This window comes from Nocardia arthritidis, assembly GCF_011801145.1.
Lineage (GTDB): Bacteria > Actinomycetota > Actinomycetes > Mycobacteriales > Mycobacteriaceae > Nocardia > Nocardia arthritidis_A.
Genome location: NZ_CP046172.1, coordinates 8,513,030 through 8,535,246, shown reverse-complemented (window position 1 = coordinate 8,535,246; position 22,217 = coordinate 8,513,030). Strand labels below are relative to the sequence as shown.

The 22,217-nt window shown below is 67.9% G+C and carries 20 protein-coding genes; 8 read left to right on the top strand and 12 right to left on the bottom strand.

Translation table 11 applies throughout. The features are described 5' to 3' along the window. Positions 1–94: 94 nt before the first annotated feature. Both F5544_RS38635 and F5544_RS38630 read left to right on the top strand, forming a co-directional pair. Positions 95–628, top strand: a complete 534-nt coding sequence (locus F5544_RS38635) for an LGFP repeat-containing protein (protein ID WP_167477730.1) — start codon at positions 95–97, stop codon at positions 626–628. A gap of 116 nt (positions 629–744) precedes the next feature. After that, positions 745–1,602, top strand: a complete 858-nt coding sequence (locus tag F5544_RS38630; RefSeq protein ID WP_167477729.1) for an acyl-ACP desaturase — start codon at positions 745–747, stop codon at positions 1,600–1,602. A gap of 425 nt (positions 1,603–2,027) precedes the next feature. Here F5544_RS38630 and F5544_RS38625 read toward each other — a convergent pair whose 3' ends face one another. Both F5544_RS38625 and glpX read right to left on the bottom strand, forming a co-directional pair. Beyond that, entirely contained in the window at positions 2,028–3,431 is a 1,404-nt protein-coding gene (locus tag F5544_RS38625) for a class II fumarate hydratase (RefSeq protein ID WP_167477728.1), read from the bottom strand. Positions 3,432–3,558: 127 nt separating this feature from the next. After that, positions 3,559–4,602, bottom strand: coding sequence for a class II fructose-bisphosphatase (gene glpX, locus F5544_RS38620; RefSeq protein ID WP_167477727.1), 1,044 nt, complete (start codon positions 4,600–4,602; stop codon positions 3,559–3,561). Positions 4,603–4,712: 110 nt separating this feature from the next. Between glpX and F5544_RS38615 the strand changes: the two genes are divergently transcribed. Next, on the top strand, positions 4,713–5,279 hold the full coding sequence (locus F5544_RS38615) for a DUF4245 domain-containing protein (RefSeq protein WP_167477726.1): 567 nt from the start codon (positions 4,713–4,715) through the stop codon (positions 5,277–5,279). Positions 5,280–5,345: 66 nt separating this feature from the next. On the opposite strand, the gene F5544_RS38610 is transcribed toward F5544_RS38615, so the two are convergent. From F5544_RS38610 to F5544_RS38590, 5 genes are all read right to left on the bottom strand, one after another. Further along, on the bottom strand, positions 5,346–6,335 hold the full coding sequence (locus F5544_RS38610) for a hypothetical protein (protein WP_167477725.1): 990 nt from the start codon (positions 6,333–6,335) through the stop codon (positions 5,346–5,348). 106 nt (positions 6,336–6,441) lie between these two features. Further along, positions 6,442–6,906: a VOC family protein gene (locus tag F5544_RS38605; RefSeq protein WP_167477724.1), complete on the bottom strand. Its 465-nt coding sequence runs from the start codon at positions 6,904–6,906 to the stop codon at positions 6,442–6,444. Beyond that, entirely contained in the window at positions 6,903–7,148 is a 246-nt protein-coding gene (locus F5544_RS38600) for an exodeoxyribonuclease VII small subunit (RefSeq protein ID WP_167477723.1), read from the bottom strand. The genes F5544_RS38605 and F5544_RS38600 overlap by 4 nt, the downstream gene beginning before the upstream one ends. Before the next feature lie 2 nt (positions 7,149–7,150). Beyond that, entirely contained in the window at positions 7,151–8,512 is a 1,362-nt protein-coding gene (xseA, locus tag F5544_RS38595; protein WP_167477722.1) for an exodeoxyribonuclease VII large subunit, read from the bottom strand. Continuing rightward, positions 8,509–9,093 carry a lipid droplet-associated protein gene (locus F5544_RS38590; RefSeq protein ID WP_167477721.1) on the bottom strand — a complete coding sequence of 195 codons (585 nt, stop codon included), beginning with the start codon at positions 9,091–9,093 and terminating at the stop codon, positions 8,509–8,511. Before F5544_RS38590 ends, xseA begins: the two co-directional genes overlap by 4 nt. Before the next feature lie 164 nt (positions 9,094–9,257). On the opposite strand from F5544_RS38590, the gene F5544_RS38585 reads away from it, so the two are divergent. After that, positions 9,258–10,268: a 4-hydroxy-3-methylbut-2-enyl diphosphate reductase gene (locus F5544_RS38585; RefSeq protein ID WP_167477720.1), complete on the top strand. Its 1,011-nt coding sequence runs from the start codon at positions 9,258–9,260 to the stop codon at positions 10,266–10,268. Positions 10,269–10,484: 216 nt separating this feature from the next. On the opposite strand, the gene F5544_RS38580 is transcribed toward F5544_RS38585, so the two are convergent. Next, positions 10,485–11,396, bottom strand: a complete 912-nt coding sequence (locus tag F5544_RS38580) for a DUF6542 domain-containing protein (protein ID WP_174867485.1) — start codon at positions 11,394–11,396, stop codon at positions 10,485–10,487. Positions 11,397–11,453: 57 nt separating this feature from the next. Beyond that, complete coding sequence (locus F5544_RS38575) at positions 11,454–12,632, bottom strand: DNA recombination protein RmuC (protein WP_167477719.1); 1,179 nt, start codon at positions 12,630–12,632, stop codon at positions 11,454–11,456. 259 nt (positions 12,633–12,891) lie between these two features. Between F5544_RS38575 and F5544_RS38570 the strand changes: the two genes are divergently transcribed. From F5544_RS38570 to F5544_RS38555, 4 genes are all read left to right on the top strand, one after another. Continuing rightward, complete coding sequence (locus F5544_RS38570) at positions 12,892–14,070, top strand: exonuclease SbcCD subunit D (RefSeq protein WP_167477718.1); 1,179 nt, start codon at positions 12,892–12,894, stop codon at positions 14,068–14,070. 99 nt (positions 14,071–14,169) lie between these two features. After that, on the top strand, positions 14,170–18,048 hold the full coding sequence (locus tag F5544_RS38565; RefSeq protein WP_167477717.1) for an AAA family ATPase: 3,879 nt from the start codon (positions 14,170–14,172) through the stop codon (positions 18,046–18,048). A 46-nt stretch (positions 18,049–18,094) separates the two neighbouring features. Beyond that, a complete protein-coding gene (locus F5544_RS38560; protein ID WP_203217442.1) occupies positions 18,095–18,538 on the top strand; it encodes a MerR family transcriptional regulator in 444 nt (147 codons plus the stop codon). A 44-nt stretch (positions 18,539–18,582) separates the two neighbouring features. Then, the gene (locus F5544_RS38555) at positions 18,583–19,776 is read left to right on the top strand and encodes an MFS transporter (RefSeq protein WP_167477716.1); all 1,194 of its coding nucleotides are present in this window, start codon (positions 18,583–18,585) and stop codon (positions 19,774–19,776) included. Between the two features lies 1 nt (position 19,777). Here F5544_RS38555 and F5544_RS38550 read toward each other — a convergent pair whose 3' ends face one another. The 3 genes from F5544_RS38550 to F5544_RS46830 form a co-directional block, all read right to left on the bottom strand. Continuing rightward, the gene (locus F5544_RS38550) at positions 19,778–20,320 is read right to left on the bottom strand and encodes a methylated-DNA--[protein]-cysteine S-methyltransferase (RefSeq protein WP_167477715.1); all 543 of its coding nucleotides are present in this window, start codon (positions 20,318–20,320) and stop codon (positions 19,778–19,780) included. A gap of 86 nt (positions 20,321–20,406) precedes the next feature. After that, a complete protein-coding gene (locus tag F5544_RS38545) occupies positions 20,407–21,930 on the bottom strand; it encodes an Ada metal-binding domain-containing protein (RefSeq protein WP_167477714.1) in 1,524 nt (507 codons plus the stop codon). A gap of 73 nt (positions 21,931–22,003) precedes the next feature. Further along, positions 22,004–22,195 (bottom strand): YbdD/YjiX family protein, encoded by a 192-nt coding sequence (locus F5544_RS46830; protein WP_238847534.1) that lies wholly within the window; start codon positions 22,193–22,195, stop codon positions 22,004–22,006. Positions 22,196–22,217: the final 22 nt, after the last annotated feature.

Sequence of the window (22,217 nt, the reverse complement as noted above, 5' to 3'; positions counted from 1 at the left end):
ATTCGCCGGGTCGTTGCGGAACGACGGCCTAGGCTACGCGCGGCGCCACCGCGTCCGGCGGTGGCTGCGCGTAGCCACTTTCGAGAGGATGGAAATGCACCACGCTCTTCGATCGGCTGGATTCATCGCGGCGGTCGCCGCGGCATCGCTGCTCGTGCTCACGGGCTGCAAAGACGACAACAAGGACAAGAACTCCTCCTCCGCGTCGATGACCACGACCGCGCCGATGAACCACGGCGACGGCGCGATGTCCGGCGCCGCCGAGGAAACCAAGATCGCGACCCAGGGCGGGGAAATCGCGGTCTCCGGCCATATCTTCGAGAAGTACGGCCAGTCGGGCGGGCCGACCGGACCGCTCGGCATGCCGACCAAGGCGGCCGAAACCGGGCCGAACGACGGCATGTGGCAGGACTTCACCGGCGGCGCCATCGTCTGGAGCAAGGACACCGGCGCGCACGTCGTCTGGGGCGAGATCCGCAAGGCGTGGGAGGACAACGGCGGCCCCGGCGGCAAGCTCGGCTACCCGACCAGCGACGAGAAGGACATCCCCGGCGGTAAGGAGACCGATTTCACCGGGGGTACCATCACCTGGGTCGACGGTAACACCACGGTCACCCCGAAGGCATGAGACGAACGGCGTCCGAGATTGGCGCACAACGGATCTCGGACGCCGTCTCGGATCGGCCAGGCCGAACTTCCCATTCGCATACCCCGCATTGCGGGCCAAGCAGCTAGGTTGTGTGAGTGCAAAATCTCTTGACCGACCGCGAGCTGCTCGAAACGCTCGCGGACGAGGTGGAACAGAATCTGCGCAGGCACGTCGCGATCGCCGACGGCTGGCAGCCGCACGAGTACGTTCCGTGGGACGACGGAAGCAACTTCGCCTTCCTCGGCGGAACCGATTGGGACCCAACCCAATCCGAGCTCGGCGAGGTGGCGAAGCTGGCGCTCACGGTGAGCGTGCTCATCGCGGACAACCTGCCCTCCTACCACCGTGAAATCGGCAAGTATCTGCGCACCGGTTCGTGGTGGCGGTGGGTCGGCCGCTGGACGGCCGAGGAGAACCGGCACGAGATCATGATCCGCAACTACCTCATGGTCACCCGGTCGGTGGACCCGGTGGAACTGGAGCGGTTGCGGATGGCGCATATGACGACGGGCTTCCGCCGCCCCGCCATGCACCTGCTCGACCTGCTCGCCACGCTGACATTCGAGGAGCAGGCCGCCGCGATCCGGCATCGCAACACCGCGGCGCTCGGCGAGAACCCGATCGTCACCGCGCTGTCCGAGCGCATCGCCGCCGATGACGAACTGCAGAAGGAGTTCTTCGCGAACCTGGTCGCGGCCGGGCTCGACACGGCGCCCGATCAGGCGATGCGGGCCATCGCGGACCAGATCGCCGACTTCCAGGTGCCGACGGTCCAGTTGGCCGACGGGCGCGGCAGTGATGAGGTGCTTGCCGAGGCGGGCATCTACGATCGCGCCCGCGAGGATGAGCTGGTGTTCAAGCCGCTGCTGGAACGGTGGGGTGTTTTCGACCGCACCGATTTCGGTGAAGAGGGTGAGAAGGCGCGGGCCGAGTTGGCGCATCTGCGCGGGTGAATCGGGACCGGTGCGCGGGTTTGCGCGCCGGTTTTCCCTTTTTCTCGGTCGTAGCGGGAATTTGCTGGGAAGTTCTTACCTTTTCTTGTTTTCGCGTGGTTGTGTGAAACGGGTCATGTGTAGCTCGCGATTAGCTGGTATCCGCGCTTTCTGCGGAAGCAAGAAAGGAAAGAACCATGTTGTTTTTGGCAGTTCTCGCCGCTGTGGCTGCGGCCATCGGTGTCGGCGCGTCCGCGGTGACCGCCCTCCTCGGCATTCTGTGATCGAGTAATCGACACCGAGTGCTGCGAGCAGCGTGGTCGAGAACTACAGTGCTCGCGCTACATGAATGAGGCCCAGATCGCCTGGGCAAGTTTGGCACTCGAACGCCACCAAGGATAACCAAGAGTTATCCAAGGTGGCGTTCGGTGTTTTATTGAACCGCTTTACTTCCCGTCGTCGACCTTCGCCATCGACAGCACATCCAACCGCCGATCCAGCTCCTCCACCGTCAACTTCTCATCGATCAACCCACGATCGATAACCGTCTGACGAATCGTCTTCTTTTCCTTCAACGCCTCTTTCGCGACCGCCGCCGCCTCCTCGTATCCGATCGCCGAATTCAACGGCGTGACAATCGACGGCGACGATTCCGCGAGCGTCCGCAAATGCTCCACATTCGCCACCAGCCCGCGCACGCACTTATCGGCGAAGAGTCGAGAAACATTGGCCAGCAGGCGAATCGACTCCAGAATATTGCGGGCCATCACCGGAATGTAGACATTCAACTCGAACGCGCCGTTCGCGCCGGAGAACGCGACCGCGGCGTCGTTGCCGATCACCTGGGCGGCCACCTGGGTAACCGCCTCCGGCAGAACGGGATTCACCTTGCCCGGCATGATCGAACTGCCCGGCTGCAGATCCGGCAGCTGGAGTTCGGCGAGGCCGGTGAGCGGGCCGGAACCCATCCAGCGAATATCGTTGGCAATCTTGGTCAGGCTCACCGCGATCGTGCGCAGCGCGCCGGACGCCTCGACCAGACCGTCGCGCGCGGCCTGCGCCTCGAAGTGGTCCTTCGCCTCGGACAGCGCGTCGATGCCGGTCGATTTCACGAGTTCCGCAACGACTTTCGCGCCGAAACCGGCGGGCGCGTTCAGGCCGGTGCCCACCGCGGTGCCGCCGATCGGCAGCTCACCCAGCCGCGGCAGCGTCGCCAGAATCCGCTCGATACCGGCGGCCACCTGGCGGGTGTAGCCGCCGAACTCCTGCCCGAGCGTCACCGGCACCGCGTCCATCAGATGGGTGCGGCCCGATTTCACCACGGTGCGCCACTCGGTCGACTTGTCCAGCAGCGCGAGTCGCAGATGGTCCAGCGCGGGAACCAGATCCTTCACCGCCGCTTCGGTCGCGGCCAGATGCGTCGCGGTGGGGAAGGTGTCGTTGGAGGACTGCGACATGTTCACGTCGTCGTTCGGGTGCACCACCACGCCGTTCGCCTTGGCGATCGAGGCGATCACCTCGTTGGCGTTCATATTCGAGCTGGTGCCGGAGCCGGTCTGGAAGACATCGATCGGGAACTGGTCGTCGTGTTTGCCGTCGGCGATCTCGGTGGCCGCGGCGATGATGGCATCGGCCTTCACCGCGTCGAGCAGGCCCAGGTCCTTGTTCACCTTGGCGCAGGCGGCCTTCAGCAGGCCGAGCGCACGGATTTGGGCCCGCTCCAGGCCGCGCCCGCTGATCGGGAAGTTCTCCACGGCCCGCTGGGTCTGTGCCCGCCACAGCGCGTCCACCGGAACCCGAACCTCGCCCATGGTGTCGTGTTCGATGCGGTACTGCGTCTCCTCGGTCATACTTCGACCCTATGCCCGTGCGCGACGACGTGGGGGAGCCACGTCTGAGGTCATTCGCACACCCGGCGCCCGGAATAAGAAAAGCCGCACGGGCCCGATTGCCCGTGCGGCTCACCGCCATTGCGGGTTACGGCAGCGGGGGCACCGCGTGCTCGTCGCCGATGAAATCGACCGACGAGTACTCGCGCAGCTTGGTCAGCCGGTGGTAGGCATCGATCATGCGGACGGTGCCCGACTTCGAGCGCATGACGATCGAATGAGTGGACGCGCCACCGCCGAAGTAGCGCACGCCGCGCAGGAGGTCGCCGTCGGTGATGCCGGTCGCGCAGAAGAAGACGTTGTCACCGGACACCAGGTCCTCGGTGGACAGGATGCGGTCCAGGTCGTGGCCGGCGTCGATGGCCTTCTGCCGCTCCTCGTCATCCTTCGGGGCCAGCTTGCCCAGCATCGCACCGCCCATACAGCGCATGGCCGCCGCGGCGATGATGCCCTCCGGGGTGCCGCCGATGCCGACCAGCATGTCGGTGCCGGAATCCGGGCGGGCCGCGGCGATCGCGCCCGCGACGTCACCGTCGGAGATCAGCCGGATGCGGGCGCCCGCGTCGCGCACCTGCTGGATCAGTTCGGCGTGCCGGGGCCGGTCCAGGATGCAGACGGTCAGGTCGGAGACCGAGGAATTCTTCGTCTTGGCGACCCGGCGGATGTTCTCCGAGATCGGGGCGGAGAGATCGATCACATCGGCGGCGTCCGGACCCACCGCGATCTTCTCCATATAGAACACCGCGGACGGATCGAACATCGCGCCGCGCTCGGCGACCGCGAGCACCGCGATCGCGCCCGGCGAACCCTTGGACATCAGGGTGGTGCCGTCGATCGGGTCGACCGCGAAATCCACCTCGGGACCGGTGCCGTCGCCCACCAGCTCACCGTTGTAGAGCATGGGGGCTTCGTCCTTCTCGCCCTCGCCGATCACCACGATGCCGCGCATGGAAACCGAGCTGACCAGCTGGCGCATGGCGTCGACGGCCGCGCCGTCGCCGCCCTCCTTATCGCCGCGGCCCACCCAGCGGCCCGCTGCCATCGCACCGGCCTCGGTGACGCGTACCAACTCGAGCGCTAGGTTGCGGTCCGGCGCCTCGCGGCGGCTCGGTGTCGGGGAAGATGCCGTCATTGCGGGGTGCCTCCTGTGCGTCGTAATTACCGGTCGATTGTCTCATTCAGTTGGTGCATTCCCCGCACCCCTGGTCAGGTGATCGACAGCACTGAGTGGATACTTGCCTGGTGTCGTATCAGAAGCCGCGCATCCTCAACGACTACAAGGACCTGTTCTGGTCGCTCATACCGTTGGTGCTGATCGCGGTGGTTTTCGCCGGGCTGGCCAGCCAGTGCAGCTTCGCCGCCAACGGCCCGACACAGGGCCAGATCCCGCACTTCGACGTGACCGCCGCGCTCGGCGACGACGCCCGCACCCTCCACTTCCCCGTCCGGAATCCCCAGTTACCCGCCGACTGGACCCCCAACTCCGGCCACCGCGACACCATCACCGGCCCCGGCGGCGGGCCTCTCAGCACCGTCGGCTTCATCACACCCCAGGGCAACTACATGCAGTTGACCCAGACGAACGGCACCGAACAAGCCCTGGCCCGCTTCTTGTTGAACGGCCGCCCCGGCACCGGCTCCATTCAAATCGCCGACCAGAAATGGACCGTCTACGCCGAAAAAGGTGAGGAAACCGCGTGGATCACCGATTTCGGCACCGCCCGGGTAATGGTCAAGGGCGCCGGTAACGACGCCGCCTTCCGCACATTGGCCCAAGCCGTCGGCTCCGCCCCCATCGTCCAGCCCTGAACAAAAACGTAGCCCCGGCGATTTGACCGAAGTCAGTGATCGTTCCGGGGCCTACGGTTATCAATTTTAGTCTTCGTCGAAAATCTCTGTGGCAGTGGTTGCTTGGACCGCGCGGATCAGCCAGCGCGACAGTTGCTCAAGGTCCGAGCAGGTGAGCACTCGCTCGCGGGTGGTGGTGTCGACCTCGATGCCGCGCGCTTCCAAGACGGTCAGGATCGAGGTTGCCTCGCCTTCGGCCTTGCCTTCGGTCCTACCCTCAGCCCTGCCCTCGAGTCGCCCTTCGGCCCGGCCTTTGATTCGGCCTACGAAATGGCCTTCGGCCCTACCTTCAGCAAGGCCTTTGTCATGCCCGATCGCCTGGTGGCGCAGGGCGAAATCACTTTCCCACCTGTAGGTTTCGGCCGAAATCGACATGATCTTCTCCAGTTCCAGGCGTGCCGCCTCCGGCAGTCGCGCACAGACATAGTCATAGTAGAACAATCCACGTTCCTGGCCGAAGCCCGCGACAGCTTGTGGCACCATTTCCAGCACCCGCCTCCGCTCGGCGTTGCGAACATGTCCAGGAACTGACAGAAGCACCAACTCCGGCCACTGCACCGCTGCGACCGGATCGGTAACAGCTGGCAGTTTGCCTGGCCAGTACGTCACTGGCGCGAACACGAAACCAGGATGTCCGGTCTCCACCGGTTGTCCGATCGCTGCCGCCGTTCGTTCGTCAGGGCAGTACGCCAGCAGGACCACCTGGCACCCCAAGCGCTTGCGCAGACTCGTCACATATTCCGGCCAGCTTCCTCGGATTCTCTTCAAATCATCTTCGGCACAGCTGTTTTGCACCTCCTGGATAATCGCGTACTCCGGTTTTTTCTCGTTGTCCCCTACCAGTGACACGTCCAGGCGCAATTCGATTGGGCCCAGCATGGTCACGGTCTCTGGCCCTAGACGCCAGCACAGTTTGTCTGGTACCGGCAGGTTCAATACATCCCGTGCGATCTTCGGGGCCAGGTCCGGTCGGTCACGAAACAGCTCCAGCGGTACTTCGTGGTTGTTGGTTGGCACTGCCCGAATGCTAGAGATCTCCGTGAGATCGGCGCATCTGAATATCGCGTCCAAATATCGTGCGGCACGGAGGATTCCAGTTACACGGGTGTGCCCGTATCCAGTTTCAGTACCGCTCGTCTTCACGTAGTGCTTGCAATGCGGCGCTTACGCGGTTTTCGGTATCGACAGGTTCTGTGCTCAGACGGTGACGTATGTCGGCTAGGTCTGCGCGGCCTTGTGGGTCGCGGCGATGGCTCACCACATTGACGATTTTGCCGCTCGGATCGCGGACGAAAAACCGGCGGACGCCCCAGGGTTCGTCGCGTAACGGGTAGACGATTTCGGAGCCGGCGGCCAGGGCGGCGGCGTGGATGGCGTCTACGTCGTCGACCTCGACGCTCATATCTGGTTGGGGGGCTTCGGTTTTCGCGTCTACCAGGATGACTTGGGCGGTGGGGTTGGTGGGGGAGGCCATGGTGACGACCCAGCCGAGGTCCATCACCTCCTCGAAGCCGAGCAGGCGGTAGAAGGCGCGGCTGGCCGCGAGGTCCGCGGTGTGGATATCGGGGACGGCGCGGCGGATGGTCATTCGGGGTCCGCGGCGTCGGCGCGGGACAGCGCGTCCTCGACGCGTTTGCGGGCGCCCGCGAGATGTTGTTCGCAGCGGTTGGCCAGTGCCTCACCGCGCTCCCAGAGGGCGAGGGATTCGTCGAGGTCGAGGCCGCCCTGCTCGAGCATTTTCACGACGTTGACCAGTTCGTCGCGGGCGCGCTCGTAGCCGAAGCCGGCGATTTCGGCCAGCTCGTCGTCCGGGGTGCCGGGGTCGGCCAAGGTCAATTCCTCCCTTTGTCGGGTTTCGGGGCAAGTGCATGGGTGCCGAGCGCCGCGGCGGTCACCGCGCCGTCGGCCACCCGGATGCGCAACTGACTGCCCGCCGGTGCGTCATCGATCGAGCGCACCACATGCCGCTCGGTCCCGTTGACGCGCTGGACCACAGCGTAGCCGCGGGACAGTGTCGCGGCGGGGCCCACCGCGGTCAGCTGCTCGCGCAGATGCCGGGTGGCGGTGGTCTCGGTGCGGATGAGGTGTTCGGCGCAGCGTCGCGCCGCGGTTCGCAGCCGCTCGACTTCCTCTGCGCGCCGGTCGATTTCGCGCAGCGGGGCGGCGAGCACCGGCCGCGAGCGCAGTTGGGCGAGCGCGCGCGTCTCCCGGTCGACCCAGCCGCGCAGGGCGGCGGCGGCCCGGCCGCGCAGCTCACGGATGGCGGCGGATTCGGCGGCCGCGTCGGGCACGATCCGTTTGGCGGCGTCGGTGGGGGTGGCCGCGCGCACGTCGGCGACCAGATCGCAGACCGGGGTATCGGGTTCGTGGCCGATCGCGCTGACGATCGGGGTGGTCGCGGCGACGATCGCGCGGCACAGGGCCTCATCGGAGAACGGCAGCAGATCCTCGACGCTGCCGCCGCCGCGGGCCAGCACGATCACCTCCACCGCCGGATCGCGGTCGAGTTCGGCCAGTGCCGAGAGGATCTGCGCAACCGCGGACGGACCCTGCACCGCGACATTTCGGATCTCGAAACGCACTGCGGGCCAACGGTTTCTGGCCACGGTGAGGACATCGCGCTCAGCGGCGGACGCGCGCCCGGTGATCAACCCGACGGTTCGGGGTAAGAAGGGGATCGGCCGCTTCAGCCGGGGATCGAAGAGTCCCTCGGCGGCCAGCAGCGCCTTGAGCCGCTCGATGCGGGCCAGCAGTTCACCGACGCCGACCGGGCGAATCTCGGTGACGCGCAACGAGATCGTGCCGCGACCGGTGAAATAGGAGAGTTTGCCGTACACCACCACCCGGCTGCCCTCCTGCAGCGGAACGGCGGACGCGCGAATCAGATCGGGATCGCAGGTCACCGACAGCGACATGTCGGCCGACGGATCGCGCAGCACCAGGAATGCGGTGCGCGCGCCGGGACGGATATTGATCTGGGTGATCTGGCCCTCCACCCAGATGCTGCCGAGCCGGTCGATCCACTGCATGACCTTGATGGCGACCGAGCGGACGGGCCACGGCTGTTCGGCGGAGTTGGCTCGGTCGGGTTGGCCGGATGACTCCCGGCCAACCGTCGACGACGAAGGCGGCCTGGGCTCGTGCCCACCCGTCTCCCGGCCGCCCACCGAATCGCCGCGCGATGCTCCGTTCATTGAGCCCGCACAGTAGCAATCCGGTTCGTCAGCATGGTCACGAACGGCGCTCGCGCGCGGGTCTGCTGCTCGTACTCCAGCAGGGCGGTCAATTCCTCGACGGTCAGCATGCGCAGGCGGGCGCGCAACTGGGCCAGCGTCATATTCAGATAGTCGTATCGGGTGGCGACCTCGGGTTCGGCGACTTCCGTTGCCGCGCTTTCGGTTTCAGGCTCCGGGGTGGTCGCGGCCGGGGGCGTGTGGCCGTTGGTCGCCGCGGGCTCGTCGGCGGTGTAGCGGTCGAAGCTGCTGACCCGGGCGGCGGTGGCCTCGGCGCGCGGGGTCGGTTCGGGTTCGAGATCCTCATCGAAGGTGGCCCATTCCGGCTGGGCCACCGGTGTGTTGGTCAACCGCTCGAAGACCGCGTCGCCCTTCAGGGCGAGGCTGGTCACGAACTGCTGCACGTGCATGGTGGTCTGCAGCAGCTGGCTGATCGCGGTAATCGGGAAATTCACTGCCGCCGTTGGTAACCGGCGGGTTTCTTCGAGTGCGTAGACAGCGGCGCCTGCGGCGACCCTGGCCAGGAACGGTGGTCGGAACATGGTCCTAAGCCTGCCGGAAATGGTGTGTTCTGCAAAGGCGAACTGCGTTTATGCAGCATCGCGGCAGCGATTCGGTGAGGGGTGGTGGCCGGGCGACGGGCGGGCCAGTATCTTGGCTGATCCTCGCGCGAATACCATTCGCCTCGCCCACGTAAGCTTGGCCCATGTCTTCGGCCATTTCCCTGAACCTCGGAATCGCGGGCTCGGCCGGTTCCGGATCCACCGGCGCCGACGGCGGCAAGCGGGTGCTGCTCGCCGAGCCGCGCGGCTACTGCGCCGGTGTCGATCGCGCGGTCGAGACCGTGGAGAAGGCGCTGGAGAAGCATGGTGCGCCCATCTACGTTCGCAAGGAGATCGTGCACAACCGGCACGTGGTGGAGACGCTGCGCGAACGCGGCGTCATCTTCGTCAACGAGACCGACGAGGTGCCGGAGGGGCAGGTCGTCGTGTTCTCCGCGCACGGTGTCGCGCCGACCGTGCACGAAACCGCCGCCGACCGCGGTCTGCACACCATCGACGCCACCTGCCCGCTGGTCACCAAGGTGCACCAGGAGGCGAAGCGGTTCGCGCGCGACGACTACGACATCCTGCTCATCGGGCACGAGGGGCACGAGGAGGTCGAGGGCACCGCGGGTGAGGCGCCGCAGCATGTGCAGCTGGTCGACGGCCCCGGCGCGGTGGACAAGGTGACCGTGCGCGACGAATCGAAGGTGATCTGGCTCTCGCAGACCACGCTGTCGGTGGACGAGACCATGGAGACGGTGCAGCGGCTGCGCGAGCGTTTCCCGAAACTGCAGGATCCGCCGAGCGACGACATCTGCTATGCCACGCAGAACCGTCAGGTGGCGGTGAAGGCGATGGCGCCGGAATGCGATCTGGTGATCGTGGTCGGTTCGCGCAACTCGTCGAATTCGGTGCGGCTGGTCGAGGTCGCGTTGAATGCGGGCGCCAAGGCGGCGCATCTGGTCGATTACGCCCGTGAGGTGGATCCGGCGTGGTTGGCCGGCGTGCGCACCATCGGCATCACCTCGGGCGCCTCGGTGCCGGAGATCCTGGTGCAGGGTGTGCTGGAGTTGTTGGCCGAACACGGTTTCGCCGACGTCCAGCCGGTGACCACCGCGAACGAGACGCTCGTCTTCGCGCTGCCGCGCGAGCTGCGCACGGCTCGTCGCTGAGTTCGGCAGCCGCACAAGGCTTTTCGATAAACCGCCCGGGCCGCGTCAGTCGGCTCGGGCGGTTTCGCTACCGACACCGCGCCTTTCGCGGACGGGCCTGGATCGCCGAGCGATTCGACGGTCGTGGTCGGCTGATCGCATGTCGAGGTGGCGCTGACGGGTACGCGATCCTGCGACACGACCATCGCGGGTCTGCGCTATCGCGCCGAACCGTAGTCAGTAGTCGTAGTCGTTCGGATCGCGGCGTTCGCGCCGATTCGGCCGCAGCTCGGCACGATTCGGATTCGGCTGCCGCGGCGCGGCGTCGCGGTCCCGGTAGCGGACGTTGGGCTGGGGGTGCGGCGGAATATCGCCGCGCGCCCGGGTGACGGTGCTGCGCGGTTGGTCGAGATCGGGCCTCGGGGGCGGCACCGGACGGCCGGTGCGGGTGCGGGCGTCGCGCGGATAGCCGCGGCCCGCGACGCGCGGCGGACCGTCGGCCACCTCGGCCTGCGGGCGACGGTTCACCCTCGGCAGATGCTGCACGGTGTCCGGGTCGTCGATCTCCGGCTGTGGTCGCCTGCGCCGCCGCGGCGCTTCGGTCTCGTCATCGGTGTCGTCGGCGCGGCCGCGCTTGGACGCGGCCCGGCGCAGGCTCTCGGTCGAGCGCGATCGGGGCTTCTTGGTGGCCTTCGCGGTTGTGTCGCCGCCCTCGCGCCGGTTCATGACGATGCGCACGATGCCGAGCACCACCACGATCGCGGTGGCCAGCGCCATCAGCGGAAAGCGGTGGACCAGCGGTATGGCCAGATTGAACAGGATGTCCCGCAGCGAGGTCGAGGTATGACCGGCCAACCGCTCATAGGCCAGCGGCACGGCGATGAAGAGCAGCAGCGGCGGCAACACCATGGTGGTGAACAGCCCTCGATAGCGCACGACGAGCACCGCGGCGACGCAGCCCACGATATAGAAACCCGCGAACCAGTAGGTGAGGTCGTCACCTCCGCCGCGAGCGTCGATCACGAAGCCCACGAACGTGCATACGACCGCGATCAGGATCGCCGCACCGACCGGAAGACCCGGAACCGACGGCAGTATCGAGCGTTGCGGCGCGGGCACCCGGGATCGCGCACTTTGGGAAGCAGCCACAATATGAACACTAACCGTCGTAGCGCCCGGCGGCGCTATGGCACGGCGGATGCCCGGCTAATCGCCGGCGTCTGCGAACCCCACCGCCCGCGGCCACGAATCGACTCGATGGATTGCTGGCACCTCCTGTTCGGCGATTTCCAGATCATGGAGTTTCCGGGCGGTCACCATGACCCGGGACTCGACCGACGCCACCGTGTAGTTGAAAGCCTCGACGGTTTTGCCGAGTTGCGCGCCGAGTCGGTCGAGGTGCCGACCGGTCATACCGAGCCGGGCATAGAGTTCCCTACCCAATTGCTGCACGGTTGCCATATCCCTGGACAGCGCCTCCTGCCGCCAGCCGAACGCGATGGTGCGCAATAGCGCGATGAGGGTGGTCGGCGTCGCGAGGATCACGTTCCGGCCGAATGCGTACTCGAGTAATTCGGCGTCGGTGGTCAGCGCGGCGTCGAGGAACGGATCGCCGGGGACGAACAGCACCACGAATTCCGGAGCCGGATCGAATGCCGCCCAGTAGGCCTTGTCGGCGAGTTGATCGATATGCGCGCGCAGCTGTTTGGCGTGCCGGGTGAGCAGTTCGGCGCGGGCATCGGGATCGTCGGTGGTGCATGCCTCCAGATAGGCGGTGAACGGCACCTTCGCGTCGACGACGATCTGCCGCTTGCCCGCGAGGTGCACGACCAGGTCGGGGCGGACCGAGCCGGCGCGGTCGGCCGTGCCGTCGCCGCGAGCGGACCTGGTGACCTGGGTGTCGAAGTCGCAGTGCCTGGACATGCCCGCCAACTCGACTACCCGTTCCAATTGGATCTCGCCCCAGCGCCCGCGAATCTGCGGCGCCCGCAGCGCGGCAACCAATTGACTGGTCTGGCCCGCGAGCTGATGCGAGGTGCGCTGCATACCCGCGACCTGTTCGCGCAGACCCGCATACGCGCTGAGGCGATGCTGTTCTATCTGCTGGATGTGCTGGTTCAGCGCGCCGAGCGCCTCGCGCAGCGGCTCGACCATTGTTCCGATGGCATGCGAATGCCTGCGTGCCGAATCTTCGCTGGCGGCGCTCAACGACTGCCGGAGCAGGTGCTCGTTTTCCCGGACGGCCGCCAATTTCGCCTCCGCGCCTGCCATTCGGGCCGCGGCGGTATCGGCGCGGTGGCCGGTGCGCGCGGCACGGCCGAGCCAGCCCAGGCCGAACCCGGCGGCGAACACCATCAGCAGCGCGAACAGCATCGGTGCGGTCATGGCAGAGATGGTGCCCTAGCCCACCGACAAGTTCGGGCGGCGAGCAACCGGACAGCAGCGTGTCGGGCAAACTCGACCGACCGGGATGCTGATGCGGCCATACTCCGAGGTCCGAATGGGTGCAACGGTGTTCGGACACTTCTGTGCCGCCGGACACGATTCGGCCTCCGTCGAACACGCCGGGCGGACATGCGGCAACCGCAACACGGGTGGCCGGGCAATTGAAACGTGTCGGTGCGGTGGCCTAGCGTTTCGCGGCATGCGGCTGCTGCACACCTCGGACTGGCACATCGGGCGCACGTTCCACGGGGTCGATCTGCTTGCCGACCAGGCCAGTTCGCTGGCCGCCATCGCGGACCTGGTCGCCGCGGCATCCGTCGACGTCGTCGTGCTGCCCGGGGACGTGTACGACAGATCCATTCCCAGCGCCGACGCGATCGCGGTGTGCAATCGCGGATTCGAGGCCATTCGCGCGGCGGGTGCCCGGATCGTGGCCACCTCCGGCAACCATGATTCACCCGCGCGGCTCGGCGCCGGCGCGAGCTTCGCGGCGGCGGGCGGGTTGTATCTGCGCACCACGGTCGCGGCCTGCGCCGAGCCGGTGCTGCTCGCCGACACGCACGGCGAGGTCGCCTTCTATGGCATCCCCTACCTCGAGCCGGAGATCACCAGAGCCGAACTCGGTGTGCCGCAGGCACGTTCGCATGCCGAAATCCTGGACGCCGCGATGGGCCGAGTCCGGGCCGACGCGGCCGCGCGCGGCAATCCGCGCACCGTCGTGCTCGCGCACGCATTCGTCGTCGGCGCCGAGGCCACCGGATCGGAGCGATCCATCTCGGTGGGCGGTGTGGAAACCGTGCCGCTGTCGGCCTTCGACGGTATCGATTACGTGGCGCTCGGTCATCTGCATTCGCCGCAGACGCTGTCCGAATCGGTGCGGTATTCCGGTTCGCCGCTGCCGTATTCGTTCGCGGAGAACTCCCATCGCAAGGCGGTGTGGTTGGTGGAACTGGACGCACATGGGCTGTGCTCGGTCGAGCGGCGCGACCTGCCGGTCGTGCGCGGGCTGAGCAGGCTCACCGGCACGCTCGACGAATTGCTCTCCGCGCCGGAGTATTCGGCGGTCGAGGACCATTACGTGTCGGCCACCCTGACCGACCGGGCCCGTCCGGTGGACGCACTGCGCAAACTGCGCGTCAGGTTTCCACATGCGGTGCACATGGAATGGCAACGGCCGGAAGGTAATCCGGAATTGCGCTACCGTGAGCGAGTGCACGGCCGCCGCGATACCGAAGTAGCGCACAGCTTCCTCACCGACGTCAGGGGCGAACCGACGGCGGGCGAGATGGTTTGGCTGGAGCGGGCGCTCGCGGCGTCGGTGACAGAGCGGGCCGCCGTCGCCGCCGAAACCGCCGTGGCGCAGGAGCTTTCGGCATGAGGCCAGCCCACGACACGGCGACCGATCGGGCCGCCGCGTGACCCTGCGCGAATTGGATAGGTTCATCGCCGGTCGCCGGGGGACATCGGAGCGGCACGCATGAGGCTGCATCGGCTGGAGATGACCGCGTTCGGCCCGTTCGCCGAGACCACGGTCGTCGATTTCGACACGCTCGGCGCCGACGGGCTGTTCCTGCTACACGGGCAGACCGGTGCAGGCAAGACCACGGTGCTCGATGCGATCGCGTTCGCGCTGTACGGACGGGTGCCCGGCGCGCGAGGGGAGAGCAAGCGACTGCATTCCGACCATGCGCCGGTGCAGACGCCGCCGCAGGTCGTGCTGGAGGCCACCCTCGGCGGGCGGCGGTTGCGCATCACCCGTATTCCGGAGTACGAGCGGCCCAAACTGCGCGGCACCGGCATGCGCACCGACCCGGCGAAAGCCACCCTGACCTGGCTCGACGGCCGCGGCGAAAACCTTTCCCGCATACCGGATATCGGTGATGAGATCATCCGCCTGCTCGGTATGAGCGCCGACCAGTTCTTCCAGGTGGTGCTGCTACCGCAGGGTGATTTCGCGCGATTCCTGCGCGCCGAGAACGAGGATCGGGAAAAGCTGCTCGAAAAGCTCTTCGACACGGCGCGATTCGGCACCGCGGAACAGTGGCTCGCGGATAAGCGGCGCGCCTCGGAGGCCGATCTCAAATCGCGCACCGACAGCATCCACCGCCTGATCGATGGCGTGACGATGGCGGCGGGCCGCTCGGTCACCGAGGCGGTGGAGATCCCGGACGCGGTCGCCTGGTCACAGGACCTGCTCGCCGCCGCCCGCGCGGACCTCACCACCGCCGCCGCGGAATCCGAAGTGCGCCAACGCGAATTCACCGCACTGCGCGATCGCGCCGAGGACCAGCGCCGCCTGCGCGAGCTGCGCCGCCGACTGGCCCAGGCGCGTGCGCAGCTCGACGCATACGCGGCCACCGCCGACCACCGCGCCGCGCTCACCGCCGAACTCGACGCCGCGCGCCGTGCCGAACCGGTCGCCGCCGCCATCGACGAGGCCCGCTCCGCCGTCCGCCTCAGCCGCCGCCGCGACGCCGAAAGCCATACAGCCGCCCGACGACTCGCCGCCCTCATCCTCGAACCCGCAGGCGCCGACCTCGGCGGCCAAGACCTGATCGAGTACGAGCCCCCCGACTACACCCCAGCGGCAGGGCAGCGCCCCACCGACACCGGCACCGAGCGGCCCGATAGTCGGAAATCGGCTGTCGGGCAGCGGGATACGCCGGGACCGGCGGATTCCGGACTATCGCCCGCGAGGTCGAGCGGGGCTGGGGCGGATCGGTCGCCCGCTGGATCGAGTGGAGCTGTGATAGGCCGATCGTCCGTCGAGTTGGATGGGGTCGGGTCGGATCGGTCGCCCGCTGGACCGGGCGGGGCTGTGATCGGCCGATCGTCCGTCGAGCTGGGCGAGGTTGGATCGGATCGGTCGCCCGCTGGATCGAGTGGGACCGGGTCGGGCGGATTGGCCGTTGGATCGGGCGGGGCTGGGACGGGTCGATCGTCCGTCGAGTTGAGTGGGGTTGGGTCGGATCGATTGCCTGCGGGGTCAGGTGGAGCCGGGGCGGATCGGTCGCCTGCTGGGTCGAGTGGGGCTGGGGCGGATCGATTGGCCGCCCGGTCGGTTGCGGCTGGGACGGGTCGACCGGGGGCGATCTCGCCGGATGGGGCTTCGGGAGTGAGCTCGGATCTGGTGCCTGTGGTGCGGGCCGACGCTGATCTGGACGGGGCCATCCGGCGGTGGAGCGGGCTGATCGGGGCGCTGGACGAGGTGCGGGCCGATGCGGAGGATGCGGATCGGTTGGCCGGTGAGATCGCCGAATTGCGCCGGGAGGAAGGCGCTTTGGCGAATCGGGTGGCCGAGTTGACCGGGCGGCGTGAGCAGTTGCCCGACGCCATTCTGGGGATGGAGGCGCGGGTACGGGAGGCGACGACGGCCGCGGCCACCCTGCCGGTGCTCACCGCGGAGTGCGAGCGCTTGCAGGCGGCCGCTGCCGCCGCTGTCGAATTGGCCTCGCGGCGAACGAGTCTCGACCATGCGCGGGTGGACTTCGACCGGGCGCGCACGGCGCACCTGGACGCGAAGGAACGGGTGCTCGAGCTGCGTGAGCGCCGATTGGCCGGTATGGCAGCGGAATTGGCGGGTCAGCTGGTCGACGGCGTGCCGTGTACGGTATGCGGCTCGGCCGATCACCCGGACCCGGCACGTCCGACCGCGAGCGCGGTCGCCAAGGAGGCCGAGGATGCGGCGAGCGCCGCCGAACAGGCCGCCGAACGCGAGCGTGACCGGCTGCTCGATCGAATCACCGGTCTGGAGAAGGAGATCGAGGCGCTCATCGCGCGCGGCGGCGATACCGATCGGGTCGAGTTGGCCGCTGCCCTCCGCCGGGCCACCGACGGGTACTCCGATGCCGCCGAGTCCGCCGCCAACGCCGACAACCTCACCGCGGCGCTGTCCCGCCTGCGCGCCGAGGAAACCCGCCTGCACGAGGAACTCCGCGAATCCGATACCCGCCGCGGCACCGTCGCCACCCGCATCGCATCCGCCGAGACCCGCCTCGAAGAACTGCGGACCCGCCTGCGCACCGCGGCGGGCGCCGACGAAACCATCGATCGCCGCCGCGCCCGCCTCGACGCCCTGATCACCGGTGCCACCGAACTGCGCGACGCCCGCACCGAGGCCATCACCGCCCGCGAACAGATCACCACCATCGCCGACCGCGTCGAAAACCTGGCCCGTGCAGCAGGTTTCATTCCGGAGGGATTCGAAACCGATGCGCCGGTCAGTTCCGGAACGATCGACAGCTCCAGCGGTCCAGCCGCCCCGGCAAGCCGAGCCATCATCGCCGCCGAAACGGCCTTGTCGAAGGGCAGTATTGCTGGCGATTCGGGCACATCGGGAGACCTGGGTGGCGCACGCGAAGAGACGTCAGCCGCAACGGAATTCGCCTTGTTCGACCTCGATGAGCCGGAGCCGGAACCCGAGACACCCACCGCGGCAAGCGATTCCGATATAATCGAGCCCCGCGCACCCCGCGACGACATCGCGCTGCTCACGGCATACGCGAAGGTTGTCACCGCGGCGACCCGGACACCGCAGCGCCAGCGGGAGATCGACACGGAATTGGTCGATGCCGACCGGTCGCGGGCACACGCCGCCGCGGTGCTTGCCGAACCGGAGATCCAGGCCGCGGCCGACCGGGAGCCCGCCGACCCGGCCGAGCTCGACGCCGAAGTGTCCGCGGCCCGTGCTCGTTCGGATGCGGCGGTGGCCGCGCATGCGGAGGCGCACAATCGCGTCAATCGGCTCGAGGATCTCGGCGGGCAGCTGTGGGCGGCGATCGATCGCATCGCGCCGATCCAGCGCGCCCACGATGAGCTGGACCAGCTCGCCGATGTGGTGGCGGGCCGTGGCGCGAACAATCGGCGAATGTCGCTGCGCTCCTATGTACTTGCCGCCCGGCTGGAGGAGGTGGCGTTGGCCGGGTCGGTGCGGCTGCGCCGAATGTCCGGCGGCCGTTACGAATTCGTGCACACCGACCGGGCGGGCAAGCACGGGCGTCGCGGCGGGCTCGGCCTCGATATCCGCGACGATTACACCGGCGCCATCCGACCCGCGAAAACCCTTTCGGGCGGCGAGACTTTCATGGCATCGCTGTCGCTCGCGCTCGGCCTCGCCGACACCGTCGCCGCCGAATCCGGCGGCATCGTCCTGGACACCCTTTTCATCGATGAGGGTTTCGGCGGCCTGGACGCCGACACCCTGGATGCCGTCATGGGCGTCCTCGACGAATTGCGGGCGGGCGGCCGCGTCGTCGGCGTGGTGAGTCACGTCGACGAGATGCGCCAGCGCATCCCGAGCCGCCTGCACGTCCGCCGCACCCGAACCGGCTCCCACCTCGAAACCACCGTCGCCTGACGACGGGCGTGTTGAACGGCGCCGCCGCGCCCGGTCGAATGGTGGGGTGGATCCGGAAACCGAGTTGATGGGTATCGCCGAGGTGGCGCGGCGGTTCGGGCTGACCGTATCGGCTGTGCGGTATTGGGAGGAGCGGGGGCTGATCCGGGCGACGGCGCGGCGGGCGGGGGTGCGGCAGTTCGGCGCGGATCAGGTGCATCGGATCGGTCTGATCCAGTTGTGGCAGGAGTTGGGTCAGCTCAGTTTGGACGAGATCGCGGCCATGCTTTCGGCGGAGGGCGGCGCGTGGCGGACGGTGGTCGGCGACCGGATCCTGGCCATCGAGGAGCAGCGGCGGCGGCTGGCCGAGATGCGGGCGCAGCTGGAACATCTGCTGGTCTGCCCGAGCCCGCATCCGGCCGGGCAGTGCGCGTTCATGCGGGAGGTGGTCGCCCAGCGGATGGCGGGTAACCGGATCGCGCCGATGGATTTGGATACCGGGGTCGGCTGAGAACCCTTGCGCTCAACCCAACTTGAGCCGCGACAGTTGCCCGCATGACCCAAGTTCTGCAGACCTCTCGGCCGACTCGGACGAGCTCGATCGGCCTTCTGGTGGTCGCATTCGTGCTGGTGAGTTTCAACCTGCGTATCGCGTTCGCCGGACCGGGGCCGCTGATGAAGGTGCTCGGCCTCGGTGGCGCCGCGGGCAGCGTGCTCACCACGTTGCCCCCGCTGTGCCTCGGCCTGTTCGCCGCGATCGGCGTCATGGTGCGCAACCGGCTCGGCGAGGAGCGCGCGCTGTTCGCCGCGGGCATTGTGCTGGTGCTCGGGTTGGCGGTGCGGCTGATGGGCACCGCCGGACTGTTCGTCGGCACGATCGTCGCGAGCGCCGGTGTCGCGGTGGCCAACGTGATCACCCCGGTGCTGGTGAAGAAGCGTTTCCCGATGGAACGCATCGGCGCGATGATGGGCGTCTACGGTTTCGTGGTCAGCCTGGGCGCGGCCGTGACCGCCGCGGTCTCGTATCCGCTCTACGAGGCGACCGGCTCGACGACGTGGGCGCTCGGCATCGCGCTGATCCCGGCGGTGGTGGCGCTGATCTCGCTCGTTCCGCAGCTGGATCGCGCGCCCGCGCAGGCCGCAGCGGCGCCCTCCTGGACCTGGTTGCTGCGAGATCCGTTGGCATGGAGCGTAACCGGCTATTTCGGTATGCAATCACTGGTGCTGTACGTGGTTTTCGCGTGGCTGCCATCGATCTATGTCGAGAAGGGCACGGATCAGACCACCGGCGGCTTCTACCTGTCGATCTGCGCGATGGTGTTGGCGCTCGGCGGTTTCGCGGGTCCGGCGCTGGCGGCGCGGCGGCAGAGTCAGCGGCGGCACCTGGTGCTCTCGGCGGTGCTGTGTTTCGTCGGTGTGCTCGGCATCCTGCTCGCGCCGCTGGCGACGGCGCCGCTGTGGCTGGTGCTGCTCGGCTTGGGAATCGGTTCGGGACAGACGATTCCGAGCATGCTGTACGTGCTGCGCACCCGCGATCACCACACCGCGGCCGCGCTGTCCACCAAGTCGCAGACCGTCGGCTACCTACTCGGCGCGGCGGGCCCGCTGCTCGCGGAGGTGTTGCACGCGGCGGCGGGCACCTGGGATGCCGCGCTGATCGGTCTGCTGGTGCTGATGGCGATCAACGTCGCGCTCGGCCTTTCGGCGGGCCGCGCGAAGTTCATCGAAAACGGCCCGGTGGCAGCGTAATTCAGTGACCTTCGTGGTCGAGCAGCCAGCGTTTGACCGGCAGGCCCCAGCGGAAACCACCGAGTCCGCCGCCGATCCGGAACACCCGATGGCACGGCACGAACAGGGCGGCGGCATTGCGCGCACATGCGTTCGCCGCCGCCCGCGTCGCATCCGGCCTGCCGGAGATCGCCGCGAATTCGGTGTAGGTGACCGGATTTCCGGCGGGCACCTTGCGCAGCACCTCCCACGCGTGCTCCAGGAATTCGCCGGATCGCTGCCGCACCGGGATCTCGTCGATCGCGGTGAGCCCGCCGCGGTGGTAGTCGACGATCGCCGTGGTGACCGCGCCGAGCGAATCCCGTTGCCGCAGTTGACTCGGGCGCAAGGCCGGATGGATCACCGTTCGCAGGTCCTCCGGATCGGCGGTCCAGCCGGATCCGAGCACCGCGCCCTCGTCGTCGACGATCGCGGTGAACGGCCCGATCGGTGTTTGGACGGTCGCGAAATCGGCGGTGCGCGTGGAGATTCGGCCGGATCGGGATCCGATTGTCTGCTCGGTCATGGTCTATCGTCCTTTCGCACTGGGGCCGCGCGGGGCGGCATCGGGCGCCGGACACGTCGTATCCGGTGAAAGTTGTTGTCCGACGGTCAGACGGGCGTTACGGTCTCCGCCATCACCTTCGGCGCGTTGGCGCGTCCGTTCAGCGCCGCCTTCCACATGTGCATCGAGAGATACGACCGCCACGGCGCCCAGCGGCTGGTGTCGGTGAGGTCGATGCCGAGCAGCGTCGCCCCTTGGCGCACCACGAGATCGGTGCTGAGCAGCACATCGGGGTCGGCGAGCAGTCGCATGGTGACGTAGTCGGCGGTCCACGGCCCGACCCCGTCCAGCGCGAGCAGATCCCGCCGCAGATCCGTTGCGGTGCGGCCGGAGTGCAGCACCAGCTCACCGGTGGCCAGCGCCTCGGCCGCGCCGACGATGGAGCGGATGCGGCGGGCCGGGCCGGTCAAGATCTCGCCGCCGCGTTCGGCGATCGCCTCCGGTGTCGGGAACAGCAGCGGCGCGGGGCCGTCGACGCATTCGCCGAGCGCCTCGGCCAGGCGCGCGGTGTGCGTCGCCGCCGCGGCGATGGAGATCTGCTGGCCGATCATGGTGCGCAGCAACAACTCCGGCCCGTCCAGGCAACCGGGCACTCGAATGCCGGGGGTGAACCCGTATGCGGTGCGCCGGTTTTCGTCGGCGGGCCGGTGTCCGGTGGCGCCGAGCGCCTCATCGATGCCGATCGGGTCGGCGTCGAGATCCAGCAGGTGCCGCAGCCGCGTCACGGTCGGTGCCAGATCCCGCATATCGTGGAGTGCGAGTTCGGCGCGCACATGGTCGCGCTGGAAGCCGATGCGCGCCGTCGCATGCCCGTGCGGGGTGCGCAGATTCCTGGTGTAGGTGTGGTCCTCCCAGACCTCGACGCCCGGCACCACATGCGAGGAGAGGAACCACTCCAGCCAGGACCTGTCCAGCGGCTCACGGTATGGAAGGCGAAGCGTCAGTGAGCCGTTCGGCGCGGGCACGGGCCCGGGGTTGCGGCCGTTGGTGCGCAGTGCCTCGGTGCGCATGGTGGTCGGGCTCACCGCGAACACCTCGCGCACGGTGTCGTTGAACTGCCGGATGCTGGCGAAACCCGCCGCGAACGCGATATCCGACATGGGCATCGCCGTGGTCTGGATGAGCAGCCGCGCGGTGTGCGCCCGGTGTGCCCGCGCCAAAGCCAAAGGGCCCGCGCCGAGTTCGGTGGTGAGCACCCTGGTGAGCTGGCGTTGGGAGTAGCCGAGTTTGGCGGCCAGCGCGGGCACGCCGCCCCGTTCGATGACGCCGTCGCCGATCAACCGCATGGCGCGCGCTGCCAGATCGGCGCGGGTGTTCCAGAGCGGGGAACCCGGTGCGGCATCGGGCAGGCAGCGGCGGCAGGCCCGGTAGCCTGCCTGCTGCGCCGCGGCGGCGGTGGGTAGGAAGGTGACGTTGGCGCGTTTCGGTGTGATCGCCGGACACGAAGGGCGGCAATAGATTCCAGTTGTCCGCACTGCGGTGAAGAACTGTCCGTCGAAGCGCGAGTCCCGGGTGGAGACCGCCCGGTAGCAGCGCTCGAAATCCAAAGCCGTGATAGCCACGCTCACCACAATGTCAGCTGCTCGCCCGCTGTGCTAGCGGAAATCCGACATGTTCCCCCACGGTTGTCCGTTGGGTGCCCCATCAGCAGCAGCGATTGGTGGGATTGTTGTCGGCGTCGGCATGTCTGGTCCGCCAGTATTCGCGCTCCGTCGGTACCGGGCGGCCGGGATGCTGCCTGCGCAGATGCGCGACGTAGCGCTGGTAATCCTGGCCGCCGAGGATCCCGTTGAACCACCACAGCAGCCCGCGCGCGGCCGCACCGAAACGCCGCAGGGCGGCCGGTCCAGCAGACCGA